The 23,024-nt window shown below is 51.9% G+C and carries 29 protein-coding genes; 2 read left to right on the plus strand and 27 right to left on the minus strand.

Features of this window, described 5'->3' with window-relative positions:
* Window positions 1-179: 179 nt before the first annotated feature.
* From M0651_RS10915 to M0651_RS11025, 23 genes are all read right to left on the minus strand, one after another.
* Window positions 180-1,301, minus strand: coding sequence for a Ger(x)C family spore germination protein (locus M0651_RS10915; protein ID WP_248551779.1), 1,122 nt, complete (start codon window positions 1,299-1,301; stop codon window positions 180-182).
* Complete coding sequence (locus M0651_RS10920; protein WP_248551780.1) at window positions 1,298-2,386, minus strand: hypothetical protein; 1,089 nt, start codon at window positions 2,384-2,386, stop codon at window positions 1,298-1,300. Before M0651_RS10920 ends, M0651_RS10915 begins: the two co-directional genes overlap by 4 nt.
* 1 nt (window position 2,387) lies before the next feature.
* Window positions 2,388-3,761 (minus strand): spore germination protein, encoded by a 1,374-nt coding sequence (locus M0651_RS10925; protein ID WP_248551781.1) that lies wholly within the window; start codon window positions 3,759-3,761, stop codon window positions 2,388-2,390.
* A 206-nt stretch (window positions 3,762-3,967) separates the two neighbouring features.
* Window positions 3,968-4,687 carry a YjjG family noncanonical pyrimidine nucleotidase gene (locus M0651_RS10930; protein WP_248551782.1) on the minus strand — a complete coding sequence of 240 codons (720 nt, stop codon included), beginning with the start codon at window positions 4,685-4,687 and terminating at the stop codon, window positions 3,968-3,970.
* A 41-nt stretch (window positions 4,688-4,728) separates the two neighbouring features.
* Window positions 4,729-5,079, minus strand: a complete 351-nt coding sequence (locus M0651_RS10935) for a VOC family protein (RefSeq protein ID WP_248551783.1) — start codon at window positions 5,077-5,079, stop codon at window positions 4,729-4,731.
* A gap of 14 nt (window positions 5,080-5,093) precedes the next feature.
* On the minus strand, window positions 5,094-6,008 hold the full coding sequence (locus M0651_RS10940) for an AraC family transcriptional regulator (RefSeq protein ID WP_248551784.1): 915 nt from the start codon (window positions 6,006-6,008) through the stop codon (window positions 5,094-5,096).
* A complete protein-coding gene (locus tag M0651_RS10945; RefSeq protein ID WP_248551785.1) occupies window positions 6,008-6,898 on the minus strand; it encodes a pentapeptide repeat-containing protein in 891 nt (296 codons plus the stop codon). Before M0651_RS10945 ends, M0651_RS10940 begins: the two co-directional genes overlap by 1 nt.
* A gap of 91 nt (window positions 6,899-6,989) precedes the next feature.
* Window positions 6,990-7,442, minus strand: a complete 453-nt coding sequence (locus tag M0651_RS10950) for a DinB family protein (protein ID WP_248551786.1) — start codon at window positions 7,440-7,442, stop codon at window positions 6,990-6,992.
* Entirely contained in the window at window positions 7,426-7,584 is a 159-nt protein-coding gene (locus M0651_RS10955; protein WP_248551787.1) for a hypothetical protein, read from the minus strand. The genes M0651_RS10950 and M0651_RS10955 overlap by 17 nt, the downstream gene beginning before the upstream one ends.
* A 184-nt stretch (window positions 7,585-7,768) precedes the next feature.
* Window positions 7,769-8,479 carry a stalk domain-containing protein gene (locus M0651_RS10960; protein ID WP_248551788.1) on the minus strand — a complete coding sequence of 237 codons (711 nt, stop codon included), beginning with the start codon at window positions 8,477-8,479 and terminating at the stop codon, window positions 7,769-7,771.
* Window positions 8,480-8,498: 19 nt separating this feature from the next.
* Window positions 8,499-9,731 carry a WD40 repeat domain-containing protein gene (locus M0651_RS10965; protein ID WP_248551789.1) on the minus strand — a complete coding sequence of 411 codons (1,233 nt, stop codon included), beginning with the start codon at window positions 9,729-9,731 and terminating at the stop codon, window positions 8,499-8,501.
* Window positions 9,732-9,942: 211 nt separating this feature from the next.
* Window positions 9,943-11,454 (minus strand): sensor histidine kinase, encoded by a 1,512-nt coding sequence (locus M0651_RS10970; RefSeq protein ID WP_248551790.1) that lies wholly within the window; start codon window positions 11,452-11,454, stop codon window positions 9,943-9,945.
* Window positions 11,451-12,146, minus strand: coding sequence for a response regulator transcription factor (locus tag M0651_RS10975; RefSeq protein WP_248551791.1), 696 nt, complete (start codon window positions 12,144-12,146; stop codon window positions 11,451-11,453). Before M0651_RS10975 ends, M0651_RS10970 begins: the two co-directional genes overlap by 4 nt.
* A gap of 19 nt (window positions 12,147-12,165) precedes the next feature.
* Window positions 12,166-12,612, minus strand: a complete 447-nt coding sequence (locus M0651_RS10980) for a GNAT family N-acetyltransferase (RefSeq protein WP_248551868.1) — start codon at window positions 12,610-12,612, stop codon at window positions 12,166-12,168.
* A 32-nt stretch (window positions 12,613-12,644) separates the two neighbouring features.
* Window positions 12,645-13,106, minus strand: coding sequence for a putative immunity protein (locus tag M0651_RS10985; protein ID WP_248551792.1), 462 nt, complete (start codon window positions 13,104-13,106; stop codon window positions 12,645-12,647).
* A 105-nt stretch (window positions 13,107-13,211) separates the two neighbouring features.
* Window positions 13,212-13,643, minus strand: a complete 432-nt coding sequence (locus M0651_RS10990) for a VanZ family protein (protein WP_248551793.1) — start codon at window positions 13,641-13,643, stop codon at window positions 13,212-13,214.
* A gap of 3 nt (window positions 13,644-13,646) precedes the next feature.
* Window positions 13,647-14,276 (minus strand): NUDIX hydrolase, encoded by a 630-nt coding sequence (locus M0651_RS10995; protein ID WP_248551794.1) that lies wholly within the window; start codon window positions 14,274-14,276, stop codon window positions 13,647-13,649.
* 41 nt (window positions 14,277-14,317) lie between these two features.
* On the minus strand, window positions 14,318-14,956 hold the full coding sequence (locus M0651_RS11000) for an alpha/beta hydrolase (RefSeq protein WP_248551795.1): 639 nt from the start codon (window positions 14,954-14,956) through the stop codon (window positions 14,318-14,320).
* Window positions 14,957-14,998: 42 nt separating this feature from the next.
* Window positions 14,999-15,559 (minus strand): DEAD/DEAH box helicase family protein, encoded by a 561-nt coding sequence (locus M0651_RS11005; protein ID WP_248551796.1) that lies wholly within the window; start codon window positions 15,557-15,559, stop codon window positions 14,999-15,001.
* An 84-nt stretch (window positions 15,560-15,643) separates the two neighbouring features.
* On the minus strand, window positions 15,644-16,213 hold the full coding sequence (locus tag M0651_RS11010; protein ID WP_248551797.1) for a GNAT family N-acetyltransferase: 570 nt from the start codon (window positions 16,211-16,213) through the stop codon (window positions 15,644-15,646).
* 60 nt (window positions 16,214-16,273) lie between these two features.
* Window positions 16,274-16,732 carry a DinB family protein gene (locus M0651_RS11015; RefSeq protein WP_248551798.1) on the minus strand — a complete coding sequence of 153 codons (459 nt, stop codon included), beginning with the start codon at window positions 16,730-16,732 and terminating at the stop codon, window positions 16,274-16,276.
* 13 nt (window positions 16,733-16,745) lie between these two features.
* Complete coding sequence (locus tag M0651_RS11020) at window positions 16,746-17,273, minus strand: GNAT family N-acetyltransferase (protein WP_248551799.1); 528 nt, start codon at window positions 17,271-17,273, stop codon at window positions 16,746-16,748.
* 14 nt (window positions 17,274-17,287) lie between these two features.
* Window positions 17,288-17,794: a GNAT family N-acetyltransferase gene (locus tag M0651_RS11025; protein ID WP_248551800.1), complete on the minus strand. Its 507-nt coding sequence runs from the start codon at window positions 17,792-17,794 to the stop codon at window positions 17,288-17,290.
* 208 nt (window positions 17,795-18,002) lie between these two features.
* On the opposite strand from M0651_RS11025, the gene M0651_RS11030 reads away from it, so the two are divergent.
* Window positions 18,003-19,253, plus strand: coding sequence for an RICIN domain-containing protein (locus tag M0651_RS11030; RefSeq protein ID WP_372490938.1), 1,251 nt, complete (start codon window positions 18,003-18,005; stop codon window positions 19,251-19,253).
* A gap of 54 nt (window positions 19,254-19,307) precedes the next feature.
* Here M0651_RS11030 and M0651_RS11035 read toward each other — a convergent pair whose 3' ends face one another.
* Window positions 19,308-19,661, minus strand: a complete 354-nt coding sequence (locus tag M0651_RS11035) for a hypothetical protein (RefSeq protein WP_248551801.1) — start codon at window positions 19,659-19,661, stop codon at window positions 19,308-19,310.
* 199 nt (window positions 19,662-19,860) lie between these two features.
* Window positions 19,861-20,310 (minus strand): PH domain-containing protein, encoded by a 450-nt coding sequence (locus M0651_RS11040; protein ID WP_248551802.1) that lies wholly within the window; start codon window positions 20,308-20,310, stop codon window positions 19,861-19,863.
* A gap of 126 nt (window positions 20,311-20,436) precedes the next feature.
* Here M0651_RS11040 and M0651_RS11045 point away from each other — a divergent pair, with 126 nt between their 5' ends.
* The gene (locus M0651_RS11045) at window positions 20,437-21,423 is read left to right on the plus strand and encodes a GNAT family N-acetyltransferase (protein WP_248551803.1); all 987 of its coding nucleotides are present in this window, start codon (window positions 20,437-20,439) and stop codon (window positions 21,421-21,423) included.
* Between the two features lie 90 nt (window positions 21,424-21,513).
* Here the strand turns inward: M0651_RS11045 and M0651_RS11050 are convergent, their stop codons facing one another.
* Window positions 21,514-22,158 carry a pentapeptide repeat-containing protein gene (locus tag M0651_RS11050; protein ID WP_248551804.1) on the minus strand — a complete coding sequence of 215 codons (645 nt, stop codon included), beginning with the start codon at window positions 22,156-22,158 and terminating at the stop codon, window positions 21,514-21,516.
* On the minus strand, window positions 22,155-23,012 hold the full coding sequence (locus M0651_RS11055; protein WP_248551805.1) for a nucleotidyltransferase domain-containing protein: 858 nt from the start codon (window positions 23,010-23,012) through the stop codon (window positions 22,155-22,157). The genes M0651_RS11050 and M0651_RS11055 overlap by 4 nt, the downstream gene beginning before the upstream one ends.
* Window positions 23,013-23,024: the final 12 nt, after the last annotated feature.

Here is a 23,024-nt window from a genome sequence, read left to right on the forward strand (position 1 = left end):
CCGGAGATAAATATCCAGGGCTATGATACCCCTGCGGGACAAATATGCGGAGCCGCTTATCCTTCTATCGTGCGGGCAGGCTCCTTCTAGATAAAAAAATGCCCGGCCTCCGATCGTTTCTTCCTGGGGCCGGGTCATGCGTTGGTTTTTCTATTATACCTCATCTTTGCACGTTTGGGTCATCGAAGTCCGCCGAATCCCTGGATCCTCACTTCGATCTTCACTTTGAATGTCAGACGGGGATATAGCTCTTCCCACTGCCGCCAATCGTCTGAATTTGAATGGGTTCCGCGATAGATCAGCCCGAAACCGACGGGGTCGGCTCCACGGGCTTGCAGCTTGGATAGCAAAGCTTCCGCCTTTTTCATGTACCTCTTCTCCGCTTCTTCCTTTAACTGCTTCGTATCAGCCGGGTCAATATCCTCTGACGATTCCTCGATCGTCCCAACCAATTTGATATTCACTTCGGCATATGGCTCGGAATCCCGCGGAATTTTGATTTTATATTTGGTCTTCGCTTTGTTTATTGATATATAGAACTTTTGGGTTCCGGTCGTCTTCACTTCAAGATCCGCTTTTTCCGTACGATTGGTGATGAGGTTCAACAATTTTGTTTCCTCCGGGTTCAGCAAGCCCAAGCTCTTGTCCTTGTTCATGAAGACGGACTTATCGATCTGTAATAATTCGTTGTCTTCGGCTTCGATAATAGGGAGCACCGGGTCCAGTCCTCTTTCAGTCAAACGCTTGCGAAAGCTAAACAAATAATCGGAAACAATGAAGGCAGACTCCGTTCCAGATTGGCCGAATGATAAAAACAAGGCATTGGAAGGCAGCCGTTCCGATTTCGGCTTGAGCTGCAGCACTTTCTCCGCATTGGGCCTGGCCACGCCAACCCATGCTATTTTCTGGATATCCCGCCTACGCATAAACCAATCAAGCAAACGGTTCACGTCTCCTTCTTTGACGACGTCCTCCCCGAATAGGATTACCTTTGTATGGCTGAAATCCAGCTCTTTATCCACTTTCGCTTTGATTTTGCGGACGGCATTCGTGATCGAATCGGACTTTTCTCCAAGGAGAATAAATTCCTCCTGACCTGCTTTGACATCGGCTTGAGGGATAGCCAATTTAAGCAGCACGTTATAACGGGGCGAGTCTTCTTCCGCCTCGGCGTTATGATCGATACCCATACTGACCACAAAAAAGCGTTTGTCGATATCTTTATAACCGCAAGAACTTAACGTTACAACTAAACCGACGAGGAGGCAAGCGAACATCCATTGTCGACAGATGCGGGTCATTCGGTTCTCCTCCTTGCCAAAATCAATAGGACGGCTACAAGCAAAATTTCTGCGGGCAGACGCAGATTCAGCCAGGCTTCGCCAAACTTCAAGATGTCCAACTCTTGCATCCAGTTTTCGGTCAGCCATACTGCAACGCCAAAAGCCAATAAGACTCCCCACCGAAACACGTTCCGGATCCCGACTCTCCGCGGCCTCCAAGATACCGATCCCCGCAGTAATTCAATAGAGATATGCCAATGAACAATAATCGAAACGACGGATAAGATGATGTAATTAATCAGCGCAATCGTCGTTACCCTTTCGATCGGTGCCAGTTCCATTCGCAGCGAATCCACGGTCGTGACCCAGGGAAATGTCAAATCCCCAACGCCGTCCGTTCCGTGAAAGGCGATAGGTATGAAAAAAACCGTTAGTAACACGGTACAACCCATCAAAGGTACGGGCCATAAGCCGCTAAGGCGTATTTTTTCGGGAAACACCCGCTGAAAGATCGCCATGTTGGCGTAGCCCGCAAAAACGTATGAGCCGGCCGACAAGTCGCTCCAACTTGGAATATTCCCGGCACGGGACGCAACCTCAAATATCGAATACCAACTGATGTTATCGCCTGTATAGGCCAAGTATAGGACGATGAGCAAGACCGGGATATTGAGGATCAGAATGATCTCCAGCAAATACAACACCTTATGGGTGTTCAGGTAAGCGACGGATAGGATAATCACCGTGCAAAAAAGGGCGATCAACCGGGGTTCGGACATTTCCGGATTTATGTACCGCTGGGCAATGTCATTGATCCCCAGCAGTGTCATGGCCCCGGCTAAAAACCAAATCCCGCCAAACGCGGACAAGAAAGCAAATTTGAGCCAGCCCGGAAATCGCTTCAACAACTCTGGTAGTCCTTTGTTGGGATGGTTCTTCAGAGCAAAGGTGAATACCGCCATCATAATAGAACCTAATAGAGTAGCCAGCAAAATACCCATTACCGCGCCATCGAAACGGTCCCGTATCAGTATCGAGGGCACGTACACCAGAGAATTGACCAGCATGTTCAATAGCACAAGAGATATGAAGTGTCGGTTCACATCAATCTCCCCCTTTGGGCTTTCTAGGGATCTCTTCCGGTGTCGGCGCATAATACATTTTGAAATACGGCTCTCCAAAACTATCCAAGTGAACCAGATAAATAATCAGCCCTGTCATTCCCAGAATCATCCCTATCACACCGAATGCTACGGTACAGGCAAATATCCCGTACTTGACGAATCTCATGGCAAAACCCATGGCCGTAATAGGAATGACGAAGTTGGCGATCGCCACCGCCGCCACGATAATAATCATGATGTTGGATACAAGACCCGCTTCCGTCGCCGCTTGCCCCAGTATCAGACCGCCGACCGTCGCCGCTGTGGATCCGATTGTTTTGGGAAGCCTAACGCTGGCTTCCGTAAGTAATTCCATCATCAAGAGCATAAACAGCACCTCCACAAAGGCAGGAAAAGGAACACCGATGCGGCTTCCTGCGATCGAAAGGGCCAGTTGCACCCGGAATACCTCCGGATTGTAGGCCGTTAACGCAACATACATAGAAGGAAGCAGGACACTGATGAACAAGCCGAGATAGCGGATGACAATCAGACTTTTCTTGATCCAATACGACTGATATATGTCCTCCATCGAGGAGAAGAAATCATAGAATGTGGAGGGAGCGATCAGAGCAAAAGGCGTTCCTTGAATGAGCATAACGACCTTTCCCTGTGATAGATTGAATGCGACCCGGTCCGGGCGTTCCGTAATCATCATAATGGGAAACAGCGATCTTTTTTTCTTCGTCAAGTGCTTTTGCAGCTGTCCTGCCCCCTGCAATACTTCGACCTTCACCCCCTGAATCGCTTTTTTAACGTTTTCCAGCACTTGGGGGTTAACCAAATTCTCATCATACAACATGCCGATTCCGGTTTGCGACAGCTTTCCGGCGGTTTCCTGCTCGAAACGCAGAGATACCTGGCGGTAACGCGCGCGGATCAAACCGACATTGATTGCTATATCCTCGCTGAGAGCGTTTTGCGGCCCTTGAATTACGGTTTCGATCGTAGCTTTATGGATTGTTTTATTCTGAACGTGATGGACGTCCAGCAAAAAGAGCTCATCGCTGCCCAACATTAGAAAGGCGAATCCGAATAGGATGCCGTTCATTATGGTTTGCCGATCATCCGACAGAGGTCGAGAAACGGGAAGAAATCGAACGTAGCCGCGGTAAGCCTGCTCATCTCCCAATGCGTAAAGCGGTTGAATGATCTTTTCATGGATGGATTTTTCGTCGATTAAGCTATTCAAGTAAAGAATTCGGACCTGAGTTTCCCCGTGCTTCACTTCCCGGTACACCATATCCGAGTGCTTTCTTAACTTTTCCTGCAACCAATCCAGGATTTTATCCGATTGCTTGCCCCCCATATCCATTTGAACCCTCCTCCGTTCGGAACGGAGCTATTATTTCCCAAGTAATTGTCTTCCATGCATCATGCTCCCCACGCTTTTATGCAGCCCCGAAAACCGCTTAAAGCCGGTTCCGTGCATAAAAAAACGCGGCAACAAAGGGGATATGCCCTTGCAGCTCGCGCTTTGGATTTCCTAATACTTCACCGTTATCGATCATTACGGACAACCTATCGCGATTCTCCGTTCCTAACACCGGTCAGCTCCTTTACTTCCTCCAATCGGTGAATCTCATATGTCGTTTGCAGGTCCAGCGTATTTGGGCGGCGAAACGGGTTAAACCAGCAGGTGTCGATGCCGTAATTGAAGCCGCCTTTCATGTCGGAGGTCAGCGAATCTCCCACGATTAACACCCGGCTTTTGTCCGTTGAACGAAGTCCCAATATATCAAAAGCATAGTCGAAAATCCCCGGATGCGGCTTCTGATACCCCGTGTCCTCGGACACGATGACGGCTTCGAACATCTCCGCCAATTCAGAGCCGGCAATTCGGCTCGTCTGCACCTTCTTGATGCCGTTCGTGAGGATCGCAAGGTGAACACCGGCTTCGTTCAAATCGCGGCAGAGCTCATAAGCGCCGTCGATCAAAAAAATGCCTTGCCCGAGTTGTCCCAAATAACGCTCGCTGATCTCCTCCACCTGGAAGCAGGGAGTTAAGCCGAGCTCTTGAAACAGCCTGGAGAATCGTTCCGTCCGCAGAGCGGCCTGCGTTACAAGGCCCTGCTCAAGATCGCGCCACAACTGCTGATTAATCGCCTGATAGGCCCTCATCACCTCGCCGGTGCAGGCGATGCCTGCCTCCGTGAGCGTCCGGTTCAAGGCATGGTTTTCCGCCTTAGGGTAATCGTATAACGTATCGTCTGCGTCGAATAAAATATGTGTGTAAATCATGGGTTCCTCCTGTTGCGTTCTCTGCTATCGAAGAATGTCACCTAACACTGACACACCATCAGCACATTCCCGTCGGGGTCCTTGAAATTAAACCAGTGATCATGCTCGATCCCCGTAATCAATTCCACGTTCTGCTCCTTCATGAAAGCATAGGCTTCCGCAATGTTCCCAGCGTTGAAATGAAATGCCGGAACGCGAAACGTGGTTTCTTTGGCATAGATTTTGCTGTCCAGAACCAGGCTTGTTCCCTGCATCGGCAGCACGTACAAATGTCCGTGCAGAATTTCTCCATCGGCAGCCAGACCGAACAAGCCGCAGTACCAGTCACGGGCCCGCTCTATGTCGCTGACCGGGAGAAACACCGTCCCGATTTGATTGCTGATTGGATTCAAGAAACCCTCCCCTTTCACGTCCTTGTTCTGATCGGAATGTATAAATCCACCTTGGCCTTCCCTTGCGGATCCTGCGCCGGATCGTTCATGCTGAACTCCAGGCAGTACCGGTCGTCCGGGTCATAAGCGCTGTCCGGCAGCCAGTTTCCGAATATGCTCTGGTACAGAAGCGCAAGTTTATCCGGCGTATCGTAAAAATAAAACTTGGCATATAGTCCTCCGGGTAGCGTCTGGAACCGGATCTCCTGCGGGGCATCCGCTCGGCTTAGCGTATTCGGTACGGTTACGCAGGCATCGTACCGGCATTCCTCCTCCTCGGTCACCGCCGGATCGTCCAAAGAAATGCCGATAAAGGATTGCTCCGGCGGAAACAACCGATGCTGGGCGGCCCACTTCCCTAACTGCGCCCAAGCCCGATAGGTTTCCAGATAACTGCCGACATGCCTCACGTACGCTACTTCCAACAAAGGAAGCTCTTCAATGGTTGCTTGCATTTGCCAAACCCTCCTCAAGAAACTGTGTTTTACAGTTTGATCATAAAGGGTTGGCGTTTGACCGGCTTCCCCGGGATTGCGGTCCGATAACGAAATATTGCGGTCCTGCCGTGTTTGCTCGCGCATTCCGGTTGGTGTTTGGCCAAAATGCTTCTTGAATGCCGCATTGAAGTTCGAGGCGGACTCGAAGCCGCATAACAAGGCTATTTCCAGTACGGATTTGTCGGTTTCCAGCAAACAACCGGCCGCTCGGGCTAACCGCTGCTTGGTGATATACGCAAAAGGCGTATCCCCCGTCACCGAGGCAAAAATTCGCGAGAAATGATACTTGGAGAAGTGGGACAACTCGGCTAATTGATCCAAGCTGAGCTTGTGATCCAAGTGCGCATCGATAAACTTGCAGACCTCGCCCACTCTTTCCCGATAATCGTTCATCAAGCCTCTTTCCTCCCCGAAGCCCCTTCCCAATGGGAGGGCCGCTTGAGGAGAGGAGGCAGCTTGGTGGCGGCGTCCCCTTTGGCGGCGTTGACCTGAGCCTGAGTCAAGAACAGGCTCTGTGACAGATCGGCCCCCCTTAAATCGGCATCCCGCAAATCCGCGCCGATCACGTCGGCCCCGCGGAGGTCCGCTCCCCGCAAATCGGCGGCGATCAGATAGGCGCCTCTTAAGAGGGCGCCTCGCAAATCGGCACCCCGGAGCTTGGCGCCAATCAAGTCTTCGCCCCGTCCAAAGTTGCTGCGGCGTCCAGGCGCAGAACGGGCCTGCCGGAGCGCTTCGGTGCGGACGCGATCGCTCACCTCCAGCAGCAGCTCGTTGACTTTCGCGCGATGAGCGGCCGGGTCGCAGCCGATCAAGCCGTCCACATCCGCGTAAGTCAGCCGTTCCGTCTCGTCATAGGCGATTCGCAGTCGATCATGCAAATCGTTCACCTGGGGTAAACTTAACGCTTCGTCCAGGTACCAGAGCATTTCGTGCAGTTGCCACATCACCGGGAAGATTTCGAACATCGGCTTAGCAGATCCCGGTGCTTGACGCCAACTCACCCCGGCGAAAGTCACCTGTGAAACCTGTTGCCCTGCGCCAAAGCAATCGTAAACGGTACACCCTCGGTATCCTCCCTCCCGCAGACGGCTGTGCATTCCGCAGCGGAAATCCTCCCGCAGATGTCCGCAGGGTTGTCCTGCCGCTTTGTCCGCGGCGAAGTCCACCGATGCGGCGAAGGGCAGAGCGGCACAGCACAAGCCAAAGCAATTGTCGCAGTCGGCCCGCAGCGATAACCGGCGTTGCCCGTAAGCTGTTTCCCCGTTCGTTAAGTTATCAGGCATCACGAAATTCCTCTCTTTTCTTCTTCATGGTTGTGTAACTAATATAAACAAGGAGACGAGAAAATCATAGGGATATTCCTAGTTTATTCCCTTAACGAATTTCGCGGATTTGTCCGAGATGATGCTCCGCATGCCGGACGTAATCTTCAAGCAATTCGTCGAGCGTTAGCGAGGTACCGTCGCTGAGGAAGCACCGTTTCGCCCAATCCGATGCGACAGCACTCCGCAATACGTTTAGAATCATTCCGTTAAGTTGATTCCATAACAAGTGCAGCTCCTCCCGGCTATAATGATGCTGATAGCCGTGACGCTTCACCCATTCATCCTGCACGTATCCCTCAACAGTGATCGGCTCATCCGTCGTCAGGATCCGCGTAAACCGCACATGGTTATTGGCTGCCGAATCACACAAGTGTCCGAGGATCTCCAGCTTCGACCACTTCTGCGGCGATGGCTTATTGACAAACTGTGCCTCGTCCATACCGCTGACCGTGCTTGAAAGCTCCGCCAGCAACCGTTCTAATTCTTCAATCCATCTGCTCATCCCGCTCTCCCTCCTTGATTTGGCGCTGTAAATACGCTTCGTTTAACCCGTTTTGGACAAAGGGAAATTTCTCCCTGGTTGCCGCTTGCACTCGATCGATGATTTGTCTCAGATGATTCCCGGTATGTTCGGTCACATGCAAAACGATGCCTCCGACCGAATATACCTCCATATTAGGCCAGAACAGAGATGGAAGTAAATGCCGATTTACGTTTACTTTCGTAAATCGAAAGAAGCCTGTCGAAGCAGGATATATTCCTGCTCCGACAGACCTCCCAAGATTCCATCATTGGGTATTCTTTTTCATACCTTCGTGCTTTTATCTCTTATTTCAACTTCGCAACACTGGCGGCGACCTTCTCCAGCTCCGCCTGACTTGTTTTGCCATCCGGCGAGCTCAGCGTAACGAAACGGTCATCCTGTTTGAAAGACAACATCGGCGTATCGGATGGCGTGTACCATTTGGCTTGAACCCCGTTCGACAACGTGATCGTTTTACCTTCGTATTCATAAGCATAATCCCGAGGGGACACCGTGACCGTCATATGATTAAAGATCAGATTAACGCCGTCATCCGAAGCGCCCACCATCTTAAAAGCGTCTCCTTTGGCCATTTGCTGCGGTGCATAAGGCGCTTCAAAGGTCTCGAATTTGGCGAACGCTTTGGCGACATCCTCCAGTTGAGCTTTCGTATAGTTCACTTCGGTTAACACCACATTACTTTTAGAGATATCCGCCGTCTTGCTACCGATTTGCACCAATTGGCGGTCACCATCATAATTGACCGGCACCTTCAACACCTCCGCCAATGCCCGTACAGGCAAATACGTCGTACCGTTGTAGCTGATCGGTGCCAAAGGCTGCCCTTTCCCGTCAACCGGAGCATAGGTTTTGCCATCGACTTGAATGCTAATTTGATGGTTCAGATAGGCGTTGATCTTCTGCATTTGGGTTCCGGCATAAACTCCGGCTGCCCCGGTAAGCGTCATACCTACTACTGCGAAAGCTAAGATTGATTTTTTCATATTGTTTTTCATAACGTTGATATCTCTCCTCTTAATTAAATATAAAATCGATAACCTGAGTGACGAGTTGCGAGTTCGAATCATCCACCGTAATCCCCAACCGATGGCCTGACGGACTCCAGCTTAGTGGGAAAGTCGGATGCGGTAGCGGCTCAGTGGGCGCATAATAAGGTGCGAGCGGCGAGACTTGACCCGATTGGGTATCGAAAAGATAAACCCCGTTCATACCCGGTTGTTTTTCGGTGTACACATCAAACGCCAGCTTGTCGGAGTCGGGGGACCAAGTTACGTAAGAGATCAAGTCGCCTTTGCCGATGAGCGTGCCCTGAAGAGTGCCGGCGGAGTCGTAGATCAGCAATTCGCTGCCCTGAAATGCTCCCGATTGAGTAACCGTGGATACCGAGATATATTGGCTGTTCGGCGAAAGCTGGAAATTCCATACGTCGCGAATTAAACTGACCGGCTTCGTTTGTCCGGGATCCAACACCTTCAACACCTGATGGTTGTCGGTATAATAGATTCTGCCGTGACTAACGCCAAACTGCGTGAATACATCCACATCGGGGTCCTCCAGCGGAAGTGTCGTCACTTTCCCATCCGCCGCAGAGATTTTCCGGATCTCTCCACGCCCATTCATCGAACCGGCAGCTAAAACAAACGTATCCGCGTTGAGCCAGCCGCCGAGCTCCAGGTAATTATCCCCGAGGATTTGAGTCATTTCCCCCGTCCTGTGATCCTTCACGTAATTGTCGGCTGTGTATTTGTCTTTCCACTTCTGAATAAAACTGTACTCCCCGTCAGGAGACTTGGTCTCTTTCACGAACATATAGCCGTCCATCTGCTGTCCCTCCTCTCCCGTGGGTTCGCGTATTTGACCGTTCAGCAGGTTCATGATCGAGGTCGTGTACTCATATTGAGGTTCCTCTGTCTCCGTCCCGGCTTTGACGAGCCGAATCGTTTCGATTTGGACCTCATCCTCTGAAAGCCAGGATTGAATTCTCGCGGATTCAATCTTATGGGTCCCAGCGACGTCGACCTGCCGGCCAGCTTGCTCCGTCGGCATTCGCACGACGGTCAACTGCCTTTTGCCGTCAGCTCCATCCGCTCCATCTCGTACAGGCTGCTGTTGCCCGGTTCGGTGAGTGTCACCAGGGTCCACGACCGTCAGCCGGTCTCCCGGCTGCGATTGACACGCCGACACCGTGATGGACAAGAGGGCTGCCGCCAGCAGCTTGAACCCGTATTTCCCAGTATGGTGATTCATCACAGGTACCTCCCGCGTTAGTGCCACAGGAGCTCCGAAGCCTTTCGGTTTCCCCTGTTGACCTAAGTATAGAAAAGAGTTATCACGTAAAAATATCCGACTTGTAACGTTCCTGTAACGGCGTCGCTAAATGTAAAAGTGCAGATGACCTGCACCGACGACATGCCAAAAAGCCTGGACTTAGTTCAAGTCTGGGCTGAAACCGGCTGAATTAGCCGCCGTCTTGAGGATCAGGACGCTCGAGTGGCAATTCGAGTACAAACGTCGACCCCTCGGGTCCAGACGCTGTCAGGTTCACCGAGCCACGCTGCTTCTCCGCAAGGCTTCGAACCAACGACAAGCCTAAGCCTGTCCCGCCATGGGCTCTGGATCTGTCGCTGCTGACGGTATAAAACGGATCAAAGAGCTGGGGCCACGCCTCCCGAGGGATGCCGATTCCGGTATCCCTCACCGTGATCTGCATCCGGCCAGGACCGCCCGGTTCAAGGATCGCTTCGTTGGATAGAAACACTTTGCCGCCCGGTTTATTGTATTTCACCCCGTTATCCAAGAGATTCATCACCATATGCATCACGTTATCTGAATCGGCCCAGACCTTACCGTCCTGCAGGGTGGTCATTAGCTCGATGCCTTGCTTTTCCGCTTTGGCTTGCAGGCGTGCCGCCGCTTCCTCCAGCAATGGCTTCAGGTCAACGGAGGAGGCATGTGTCTCAAACTCGTAGACGTCCATCGAAGAAAGCTTTAACGATTTCTCCACAAGCGCGTATAATCGCTCCGCTTCCATACCAATATGTGTGGCCGCCTCCTCCAGGAGCGCCGGATCATCTCGATACATGTCCAACAAATCGGCGTAGGCGAGGATCGAGGTTAACGGTGTTTTCAGTTCGTGGCTGATGTTCCCGATGAACAGCTTCTGCTGTTGCTCCAGCTCCTGTAAACGGGTAACCGCCTCGAGCAGTTTGCTTTTCTCATCGGTCAGCTGGGCATGGGTCGTGGCTATTTTTCCACTCATCTCATAAATCCCTTGCGCCAGCTCCCCAAGCTCATCCTTCCGATGGACAGTTGGCTCGCGAAGGTAATCTCCTTCCCCAATCCGCGTTGCGGCGCGGTTTAGCCGCGTGATCACGTGTGCTTGGCGCCATACGTAGAGATAGCCTAGCAGAAATCCCCCAACCAGCACCGCCACGCCAACGAGCCAGAACAAACGCTGGATTCTTTCGTAGAAAGCGTGTTGTTCGGTGAGGGACACATGAAATTGAACGGTTCCCACCGGCTGCTGATCAGCCATATACAACGGCGCAAGATACAGCAGTTGGTCTCCTACCGTGATATAAACCGACTGTCCTTGTGCTGTATAAGCCAGCGCATCCTGGACATCCGCCTTGGGCTGAAAGGGAAGCGAGGTCCCCGCAAGCGACCCGTCTGCTTGATACAACGTTACAGGAAGCCCGCTTTCCGCACTTAAATCGACGGCAAGTCCTTGGCCGCTTTGTTCCATGAATGCATCCGGAGCGAGCAAACCGCTCGTCAGTGCCTCCTGACGGACGCGGAGATTCGCGGCCTCTGCCTCCGCAGCCAGCGTTTGTTCCAGACGCTGGCGTTGATCCTCCCGGATACCGGCCAACACCAGGACACTAAGAACAGCGATGACGGCCGCAAGCAGAATGGCGAGAAGCGCCGCCGCCTTCCCTTTGAGGCCAAATCGCCAAGTCCGCCGCTTCATGGCTGTTGCTCCGCGCCTTTGTAGCCAATGCCGTACACGGTTTGTATCACATCGCTCCACTGACCCAGCTTCTTGCGCAGTCGCTGCACATGCATATCGACCGTTCGCGTGCCGCCGGCGAAGTCCATGTCCCACACTTGCTCCAACAGCGCTTCCCGAGAATACACCCGCCCAGGATGTTCGGCCAGGAGGGCCAGCAAATCGAATTCTTTCGGCGTCAGGTCAATCCACGCATCGCCGGCGTGAACGGTTCGGTTGAGCAGGTTAATCGTTAATCCCCCTAGGCGGACGGGTTCCCGCTCTTCGCCGGTAATTTCCGGGCTAGTTCGTAGGCCGCGCCGCGACAACGCTTTGACCCGGGCGACAAGCTCCCGCATGTCAAACGGCTTGGTCATGTAGTCGTCCGCCCCAAGCTCCAGGCCCAGTACTTTGTCGACGATGTCGTTCTTGACCGTCAACAACAAAATCGCCGGCCGCTGCGGCCGGACTTCCAGTCTGCGGCATACCTCGTATCCGCTTAGCTTGGGCATCATGACATCAAGCACCATGACCTCCGGTCGGAACGAATCGACCCGGCCCAACGCCTCTTCCCCATCCGCCGCCGTTTCTACCGTGTACCCTTCCCGTCGCAATGCGTAGGACACCGCCCCGGAGATGCTCGCTTCATCATCTACTACAAGCACTTTGGTCATGCGACAACTCCTTCTCGGACTATAAGCTTAAAAAGTAATGGTAAAACTCCGTATCCCGCTCGTATCCATTTTGTTCATACAATCGCTGGGCCCGCGCATTGTTCATGGCCGTTGACAATTCTAGGCCTTTGGCATTCGTCCGCAGGGCATGCGATTTCGCGGCTTCCAGCATCAGCTTAGCCGCGCCTTGGTTCCGATATTCCTCCTGAACGTATAAATCGTTTAAAATCCAAACTCGTTTCATTGAAATGGAGGAAAAGGAGGGATACAGCTGCGTAAACCCAACTGCCTTCCCGTTGAGCGGATCGACTGCCAAGAAAACGACGGATTCGCGCCGGCTCAACCGTTCCTCCAAAAACTGCCGGGCTCCATCCAGATCCGAGGCTTGTTCATAAAATAAGCGATATTCGTCAAAGAGCCGGGCTGATTGCTCCAGATGTCCGAGCTCCGCTTCATATACGAGGATAGGTGTATGATTCATTGGTGTATCTCCTTTTATCATGAAATTCGATGATCAAGCAGCCGGCGGAGCTGCCACTGCCGTTCCATCTCTGTCTTCGCCTTGGCCGCGTCCGCGTCGCCTGCAGCGCGGGCCATCGCCTTGGCGGCGTAGGTGGCGCTGTGCGCCGCATGCTCCGCCACATGCGCGGTCGCCGCCGCATGGCCGGCGGCTCGGGCTGCCGCGCTGGCGGCCTCATGGCCGGCTTCGCGCGCCGCGTTATGCGCCGCAAACGCCGCTGCGCGTGCAGCGGCCATGCTGACGTCGCCGCGCACCCAGGCGCGTGCCGCTTCAATCGCCTTCCGCGGCCGCTGATCTCCCGGCCGCTCCGCCTCGAAGCAGGCCAGCACGCGTTCGGCGCAATCCGCCGCCCATAACGCCAATATCCGCTGATCCGTCTGCTCCGCATGATCCGCGATGGATCGTTTGATTTTCGCGTCGACAAACTTCCTGGATTCCAAAGTGGATTTCCCCCTTTCCCCAGACCGAAGCTAGCTAAACAATCCCCAATAGAAAATAAAAACGAGCAGACTTTTTTCCTTATTCAACAATATCACGTCCTTCGCTTATATTGGCTTGCTTAGCATCCTGTCATATAGTTTATATATGCCGAAGCCCAGCAGAAAACCCGTCGTATTGAGAATCATATCGTCGACATCGAAGCTGCCTCTCTTCAGTACCAGCTGCAAGATTTCCAGGATCACGACTCCCGACAGAAAAAGAAAAATCTCTCTCCGCAGCTTCCCTCCGAACACCATGGGCATCAGGAGACCAAAAGGGATAAATACGCCGATGTTCCCAATCATATTTACGAGCCATCGGGCTGACATAAAATCACCTGCCCGAAGAAATTGGCAGATTGTTAAGAAAGGCTTCAAGTTGTACATATATGTATCATGCGGTGCTCGGCCGAAACCAAACAACATCCAGTAAATCAGCAGCAAGGAATATCCGACCAGCGCGATGGCAGCCCACCGCCTATCCTGAGGTTTCACCATTCGTTACCTCTTTCCGATCTGGTCAAATAACAATTGATAGTACTCGTCCGAATTGGGCGTAAAATCCGTTAGACGCCATGTGGCCTCTTCTTCGATCAAGGTCCCGCTGGCCTCATCCACGTAAACTCCGGTCGACGACAATTGGTCGCGATCCCCGCGGCGCAACTCCTGAAACTCTCGCAGGCTAACCCAATAAAGCCCCGTCAGCTCCTCAATCTGGATGCGGTAATCGACCAAAGGCTGTTCGCTTTCGTAGAGAAATACATGGTTAAACTCACGATCGATCAAATGGGGTAAAAGTAGATGCTCTTGGGTTACCTTTCCGATATAAGTCAGATCCTCAACCCGTACCGCTAGTCCGAGCTCCTCCTCCAGTTCACGAATCCCGTCCCTTGCGTCTTCTCCAGCTTGCAGATGCCCTGCGCAGGAAGTATCCAGCAGCGAAGGGAAAACATCTTTGTTCGCATGGCGCCGTTGAAACAAGAGATCGACTTCGCCCATTACGTTCCGTTTCATAATCCAGCAATGAAAGGTTTGATTGCACAGACCTTTTGTATGTACCTCTTGTCTAGAGGCGGTGCCGAGCTTCCTCATCTCTATGGTGTAGATGTCAAAAATTTCAGTTTCGCTCATCATGTTGTCCTCCAAGCAGATTCGTTCTCATGCCCCTGTTGTCACGGCCGAAGCTCCGCCTCGCGAAGCACATCCTTGTAGATCACGGTGAGCTCGCGCAAAATCTCCAGGCTTTCCTCCGCCCGCTCCGTCTCCAGGCCATGATTGGCACCGGGAATGGCCACAACCTGAAGCCGGTTTGAAACCTTTAGGCGGCTTGCCAATTCAGTTGGAAACAGGTCGTCCTTCGTGCCGTAAACCACAACCGCTCGAGTTTCATGGATATACGGCAGCGAATCAGGAATCGGTGTCAAGTAAATATGCCGGATTGCCGCTCCAGCGCCTAGCTTGCGATGGACTTCCCCGGCCACGACCGTGCCCAGGCTTTTGCTGATGAACACGATCTCTTCATAATTGCCGATCAGTTGCCGCACCGCCTGTTCACAATCCTCGATGACCTTCGGAATCTCCCGATATTCCAGATCCGCTCGGGCGGCCTGATAACCGTACTCCAGTGCCAGGATATCGTATCCGCACTCCCGGGCAGCAAGACCGGCATAGTGCAGCGTCGGCTTCTCGCAAGAGTAATTCTTCCCGGGGAACAAGACGACCAGCTTCCGATTGGTATCTGCGACCTGAACGTATCTAACGTTGATCTCTATGTTCCAATGAGAGGAAAATGTCAGAATGGTTGCTTTCATGCTTGCCACTCCTTTTTCGGTTTTAGGGTAACTCCAAAGCAACTATAGCTGAAACCGCTTCTGGATCATTTGCGCCACCTCGTCCGGGGAAGAGGCGGTATTGTTGATTTTGATGTAATTAGCTTCTTGTATCTCGCCGTCCAAGGAGTTCAATCGATGTTTCTCCAGGGTTTGAAGTAGCTCCTTTTCGGAGCGCGCCAGATTTCTTTTACTCGCCTTATGCAGCAGACGATGCGGATCACGGTTGCGGATGAGCCGCTCCTCCAGATCAGCCTCCAATTCGACATAGTACACTTCACCGCCCCGGGATTCAAAAATTCGGCGGATATGTTCAACATATTCCCGGTCAGACGGGAGGTCAAACGCCCAGACATAGGTAAAAATCAACCCAGGCAAGTCACTTTTTGCTACCTCTTCAAAGATTTCCTCCCGAAACAAACCTACCAACCGTTTACCGGCGGGAGAACCATAGTCAAAAAAATGCGAAACCAGCTCTATCGTCATATGATTATGAAACAGCTTCAGTCCGGTAAGCTTCTCCAGTTCCTGGCCCACCGTCATCTTTCCTACCGCCTGCGGGCCAAAAATAATTACAAGCTTCATCTGCACCATCTCCCCCTCCGTATAGAGTTCGACCCGGCTCGTCGCACACAGGAAGGCCGGGTCGTCTTGAAGTTCTATTGGATGTTAGTTGCGGCGGGGCAGCTTGGCATCCAGATAGGTGGTCTTGCAATCGCTCCGCAGCATTTCCATATAAATCTCATCGAAGTACGTATCATTCATATAATAGCTTTGCGATCGGCGGCCGAAACCGCGGAACCCCGCTTTTTCATAACACCGGATGGCCGGCTGGTTGAATTCGAACACGCGCAGCATGATATTGTTGAGATTCAAGATTTTGAACCCATATTCGCAAATGAGTTGCAACGCCTCGGTTCCGTAACCCTGCCCCCGCTGTTCCTCATCTCCCAAGAAGATCCCGACCTCCGCTACTCTGCGAATCGGGTCCATCGCAAACAAGGAACAATTCCCTAGCAGCTGGTCCTCGTTCATCCGAACAATGGCAAAATTTTGGCCCTCTTTGACCATGTCTTCCAGCAAGCCCTGTTCCCGTTGCAACCCAAACACTTCTCTGGAACTCCCCAGTCTGACGGACACCGAAAGATCATTGATCCACCGGGTATAGGTCTCTACGTCCTCGGGATTCACGGGGGACAGATACAACCTGGATCCCTCCAGCTTCTTGAAATACCTCATCAGTTATCTCTCCTTCTCTCCGCTCTATCGATCACTTTCAACAGGATACCGTTACAGGTTTTATACAAGATACGCTTTACGTTCTTCGATTTGACTCCGATGATGCTGATCATGCCAAATAAAATCGCGTAGATAGGATTCTATCGTAAATTCTCCATAGGTTTGATTAAGCTTCGCCTCATCCATGCCCTCAATCGCCTCGAGGATCAAGCGGCGATAATACACGGCAAGCTCGATTAATTCCGATTTTGATTTCGAATGCCCGAACTCCACGGCCTCACGGTTAAATTCGTCAAAATCCAGCTCCTGCAACGAAAGGGGCTGATCCTGCGAGATGGGCTGGATAGCCCTCTCCCAGAAATATTTGTCCCACATCATCAAATGGCTGACCAACCCGTGGACAGACCACTTCCCTTCGTTAAGGGGCTTCGTCCAATCCAATGACTCGAGATCTCGGACATAACTTGTCCATTCGCGAAATTGGTTCAATAGTTCATTCTTAGCAGCTTGCGTTGTCATTCCCGATCTCCTCCTACTCAAACTCTCTTGATAGAATCGAATACTGATACGAATCCCGCCATTTCGCGTTATGCCAACGATGTTCCCGAAAATGCCCTTCGTATCGCATCCCAAGCTTTAGCATCACTTTAGCGGAGCCCCTATTATCCGGACGACAAGTCGCATAAATTCGGTGCAAGCCTAAATCTTGAAAACCCATGCGCACCAGGGCCTTCGCTGCTTCCGTCGCGTAACCTCGCCCCCAATATATACGATTGAAGCAATACCCGAGCTCGGCTTGTCTATACCCCTCCAAGAACAAGCCGCAACCCCCGATCAATTGACCGGTCTCACGGATGACGACAGCCAGATCATACGCTGTGCGTGGCACTTGTTCTTGCTTCTGGATCACTTGTCTCAAATAATCCTGCGTCTCTTCCTCCGTATTCGGTCCCCAGAGCATATGCTCCACCACCAAGGAATCAGAGGCATAAGCATGAACCTCCTTCTCGTCCTCCCACGTATAATCCCTGAGGTGCAGTCGTTCCGTGATCATTTCCATCTTCCGTCCCCCGTTTAGTTCAGTTTTAACGCCATGTAATCCTCGTCATAATACTTGCCGTCCCATTTCAAGGCTCTTCGCTCGGTTCCGTAGGTCCGAAACCCCATCGATTCGTAGAGTTTGAGAGCCATCCCGTTTGTAGTTACGACCGCTAGATTGAGCTGTTCCAGCCCATCCAGCTGCTTAGCTCTCGATAGGAGCTCCTGCATCAGCACCTGACCTATTCCTTGGCCTCGCATCCGGGGCGTGACGTACAACCCGAATACAGTTCCTTTATGCCGTGCTTTGGGGGAGCTTTCCCGAACAAAGGTAACGATGCCCGTTAATGTCCCATCTTCGTCGAACGCGCCCAGCACGAACCGGTCTTCGTTTGGTTTGATGCGATCCGCCACCGTCTCAGCCGAGAAAGCTGCTTCTCTCTCGTAAGTTGATCCGAACGCCTCCGGATGATCCTGCAAACCTCTCAAACGAAGGGTCTGATAGATCACAGCATCTGACGCCTCCACTATCCGCAGCTCCATACGATTCCTCCCGTTCTATCATTCGTTGATACAAGAATATCAGAACCGAGTTCATTTGAAAAACCTTCCAAAAAAACAGTTGTAAATCTAACCTTTAAATGGTAATCTATGTAATGATAGCGCTATCATTTTAATCGAAACCGGTTTAGTATGAACCTCGCACGTGGCAGTTAGCCCAAACCATTCAATTTTTGAAAGGAGCGAATTCATGATGCTAAAACGCGGTAAACCGATTCTCCTCTTTCTGCTGTTCACCCTCTTGGTTGTCTTTGTGCCTGCACCCAGCACCACAAGCGCGGCTCCAAACTGGAAGCTAGTCTGGAGCGACGAATTTAACGGTTCCTCGCTGAATCGTACTTACTGGACTCCTGAAATAGGAACCGGTACGGACGGCTGGGGAAACAAAGAACTCCAGTACTACACGGATCGGCCGCAAAACCTGCAAGTCACCGGCGGCAATCTGGTGATCACGGCCCAGAAGGAAAATTACGAAGGTAGAAACTACACCTCGGCGCGCATCAAAACCCAAGGCTTAAAGAGTTTCACTTACGGTAAAATCGAAGCCCGAATCAAGCTTCCGACCGGACAAGGCCTCTGGCCGGCATTCTGGATGCTGGGCGAGAACATCACTTCGATTCGCTGGCCTTATTGCGGCGAAATCGACATTATGGAACGCGTAAATCAGAACGCGGTTGTCAACGGCACTGTACATTGGGACGCGAACGGATACGCTTCTTATGGCCGGACCTCGGGCAATTTAGATTTCTCCCAATACCATACGTACACGGTGGAGTGGGACTCAAGTTATATCCGCTGGTTCGTGGATGGTGTCCAATATAATGAGTTTTACATTGCAAACGGAACCGGAAATACGGAAGAATTTCAGAAGCCGTTTTTCCTCCTGCTGAATCTGGCCGTCGGCGGCAATTGGCCGGGCAGTCCGGATGGGTCTACGCCGTTCCCGGCGCAGATGCTGGTGGATTATGTACGTGTCTATCAGGACCAGGGCGGTACTTCGCCTACTCTTGAGAATGGCGCAGTTTATACCATCGCGTCAAAAGCCAGCGGTAAGGTGTTAGATGTGGTGGACGTCTCCACCGCGGATGGGGGCAAAATTCAACAGTGGACCAATTACAGCGCCAGCAATCAGCGCTTCCGCTTGGATAGCACGGGCGATGGATACTACAAGCTGACCGCTATCCACAGCGGCAAGGTACTGGATGTGCCAAGCGCGAGTACGGCCACCGGCGTGCAGCTGCAGCAATGGACCGACAATGGTACGGATGCTCAACGTTGGCGAATCGTTGATGCGGGCGGCGGATATTTCAAGCTGGTATCCAAAGCCAGCGGTTTAGTGGTGGATGTGTCCGGCGCTTCGACGGCGGACGGTGCAGCGGTGCAACAGTGGACGGATAACGGCACGGACGCGCAAAAGTGGATGTTTACGAAGGTGAACTAAGCAGGATACAGATTCGAAAGAGCAAAAAGGGGCGGGCATCCGCCCTTTTTCAGGTTAGTTAATTTTTGGGAGAGAACGTTGGATTTGGATGCTGGCTGGAATATGTCCGATCCCCAGAATTAGGCTGCAAACCAATAGCGGGACGGAATGCATCAGCAGCGAGGCGCTTATGAAATACAGGACCGGCATGACCGCCATCGGCACGGGAATACCCAACATTGCCGCGTATAAGTAGCGGTACTCGCGTTCATTCCGAAGATAGCGAATCCAGCCACTGCTGTAAATTCCTAAGCTCAGGAGCATTATCCCGAGTGCGATCGATTCAAGTCCGCCTTCCATTCTTATCGCCGAGAACAAGGGTAGAACCATGACGCCTACCCGTCCGAGGTTTTCGGTGATTTGATACATTCGGTTTTGTTTGGTTTCCTTCCATCCGGGTAGGGGCTTCGGGGGCCAAACGATAAACAATAAATTGGGGAGTAACACCGCTGCCGGAATGAGTAAACTGGACACATGCACCATGAGATAAGCACACCTTCTCTTCCCCTGCTTTTCCCTCTAGTTTAGCAAAATTGGACTTGCGGCGATGTGACCTGCATCCCAACGCTTAGGATCTATCAACGATTTGAATGGAGTTGTTACGCCGAATCAGCTCTTCGATGAAACGCTCCTGATCCGCCGGTGAGACCACAACGCTGCCAAGGGCGCCGGTTCGGTAATGGATCTCTATCGCATCACGTGAGGAGATGAGTCGGTACCCCACCCAAAGATTCGGATGACGCGTAATTTGAGTAATCTCCTCATAACGAATTTTGGAACGGAACATACCTCCCTTGACAAATAGCACCTCCTCTTTGAACACATAGGAGATATCGATCGCCAGCCATCCCAGCAAGGCGGTCACAAGCACATCGGGCACGATAAGCCCAACGAGTCCTCCCGACGATAACACCTGTGGATCAAGAAGCAGCGGCCATAGAATCACCAAATTCGCAACCAGAATCAACGCCGTCCAAAGACTTGTGAACAACGGATCTCGTTTTGTTTTGAATCGCATAGCAACCCTCCTGCAATACAGGTTGAATTTCAGGAATTTCTATTTATATCCAAACCTTACCCTCCTCATAACCGATTGGCATGAGATAATGGCAAAAGAAGAACCGATTACATAGGGGGTTAAGGATTGATAACGTACACGATTCGAGAAATACGGAAACCGGACGATTATAACGCGGTCGCCGAACTGATTAACTTCATTGCCTCAGAGCCAACGTCCGGGATGTTATTAGAGGAAGAAGACGCCAAAATTCCGCCGGGCCAGTTGGACTATAACGAAGAGGGGAAACTAACGGGCTGGGATCATCCCAAATGGGTTGCTGAAGACGAGCAGGGCCGGATCATTGCATACGCCCATGCTTGGCGCGCTCCTTGGACGGAGCCGGGCGAGCTCATGTTCACCTTAGTGGTGCGGCCGGAGAAGCGAATGAACGGCGTTGGCCGTGCCATTTACAATGAAGTTCAACGCTGGTCTACCAAAGTCAAAGCCAGTCGTCTGACCATTTACATGAGAGATAACGATGCCTCTTCCTTGGCTTTTGCAACGCGCAGAGGATATGACCAGGAACGCCACACATTCGAGTCCGTACTGGATCTGGCGGCGTTCGATGACGGTAACCTGCTTAGCGCGATTCCTGCAGCTCAGAGCACCGGCATCGAGTTCATTACATTGGCGGATGAGCCCGGTGAAGCTAACGAACGAAAGCTGCATGAGCTATACCAGGCAACTCACCTGGATATCCCCGGATTCTCTGGAAGCTTTCCCTGGTTCGAAGAGTGGAAGAAATGGAGTATCAACCAACCCGGCGTCCGCCCCGAGTGGATTCATATCGCCAAAGACGGGGAACGTTACGTCGGCGTCGTGACGCTTCAGCAAAACGAGCAAACGCAGGCGATGTACCACGAGTTCACCGGCGTGCTGCGGGAATACCGCGGACGGCATATCGCTTTAGCCTTGAAGTTGCTGGCGATCCAGACCGCAATGGGTTGCCGCGTCCCCTACTTGCGGACGCATAACGATTCCATGAACGGTCCCATGCTGCGCATCAACCGCGATTTGCTTGGTTTTCGTGCCGAACCCGGCAGTAATAAGATGATACTGGAGCTAAAGTGATCGCCGAAGGAATTCCTTAATTCTAGCAAAACGCCCCAACCTAAGCTGTATTGTCTAGGTGGGGCGTTTTGCGGTTGAGTTCGTTTCTTTCTATTTTACGATTAAGCCAAGCAGTTTGGCAAAGCCCATCGCTTGTTCCTGAGAAACCGTGCAGCCTACCAAAGCATAGGTTGGAATATCCACGCGTTCAAACGTGCATGTGCTGATATCCATTCCCTTCAGAGAGGTGTCGTTAAAATCAGCCTCATTGAGATCCGACCCCAGAAGCTCGACCTCCTTGAATTTGCAGCCGTAAAAATTCGCGTTTTGCAAGGAACAGTCCTGAAATCTGACCAGTTTCAAGGAGGCTTCCACCAGATCGCTCAAATTCATAACGCAATGTTCAAACGTTACGGAGCCTGCATTGACTTTCGAGAAATTGAGCCCCGTCAACTTGCAATCCTTGAAATGCACCCGATGGATGATCGCTTTCTCCAGCACCGCGTTGGACAAATCGCAATTTTCCAGCACGACATCGGTCATGTCCATCCGCTCGAATACGGTACCAGCAAAAGAGCAGCCCCGGAGCACCACTTTGGATAAAATGCATTTTTCCATGACTTCCTGCTCATAAGACGCGCCCACCACCGTTGCTCCAACCAGTTCATGGTCCTCATCGCGCAACACTTCATTCCAATCGGCTTCTATGAAATCGGCCATGAGCTGCGGGGCGCTAATTTTCGATTTTGCGGTCATTCAGATTCCTCCCCCGTTGGCTTCTTCGCCAATTCATGTACCTCATCTATTAAGGTTCGGAGTTCATGAATGCTCTCGTGGATTCCCTGCGGGTCCGGTCCAAGCTTTCCGTAAACGAGATCCAATCGTTCTTTGTAACGCTCCGGTCGGATGTCAAACGATTGAATGTTGCGTACCGCCTTCTTCTCGTTCAAGCAATAGCGCCCATTTAACGCATAAAGTGCTTGGTTGAGGCTGGACACGCTACGAAAAGCATGCCCGGTTACGTATGAGATATCGTCACGATCGGCACTAGATTCCATAAGCATCAGAGAAAAGCCTGCTTCAAACAGAAACTGCCGTAACATGCCCTCTCTTAATAGAGGCGGGTACGGATGGGTTTGAATTTTCAGCTGGGTCAACCGGTCTTCCCGGTCCCACAAGATCCGGCAAACCGCTACCTCCCCCATATGCATGCTGTTCAGGAAAGCATGAGGATGCCCCGTTTGGTACATCATTTGGACTCTTCCTTCGCAGCAATCCTCAACTGCCTTACCGACAACGGTTATATCCCGGTACAGGAAGTCAACATGATATCCGCCGATGACGAGCCAACCGCCGCCGTTAACCCCCGGTCCCCATTCGCCGATCCCCGTCAGCAAATCGCTACGGTGCTGATCATCAAGTTCCGTCGCGATTTGACTTAACCCGGCGATATCCAAACCTTTCTCGCCTTCATAATACAGACCGATGTCAATATCCGAATCGGGGCGATGGGTATTCGTCGCCCGCGATCCTCCCAGTACAATAGCCTGAAGGCCTTCCGTTCTCTGCAGGCGGGTAACAATCCGCTCTAAGATGTGTTCAATACTCATGGTCGTCCTCCT

This window comes from Paenibacillus mellifer (assembly GCF_023195895.1).
Lineage (GTDB): Bacteria > Bacillota > Bacilli > Paenibacillales > Paenibacillaceae > Fontibacillus > Fontibacillus mellifer.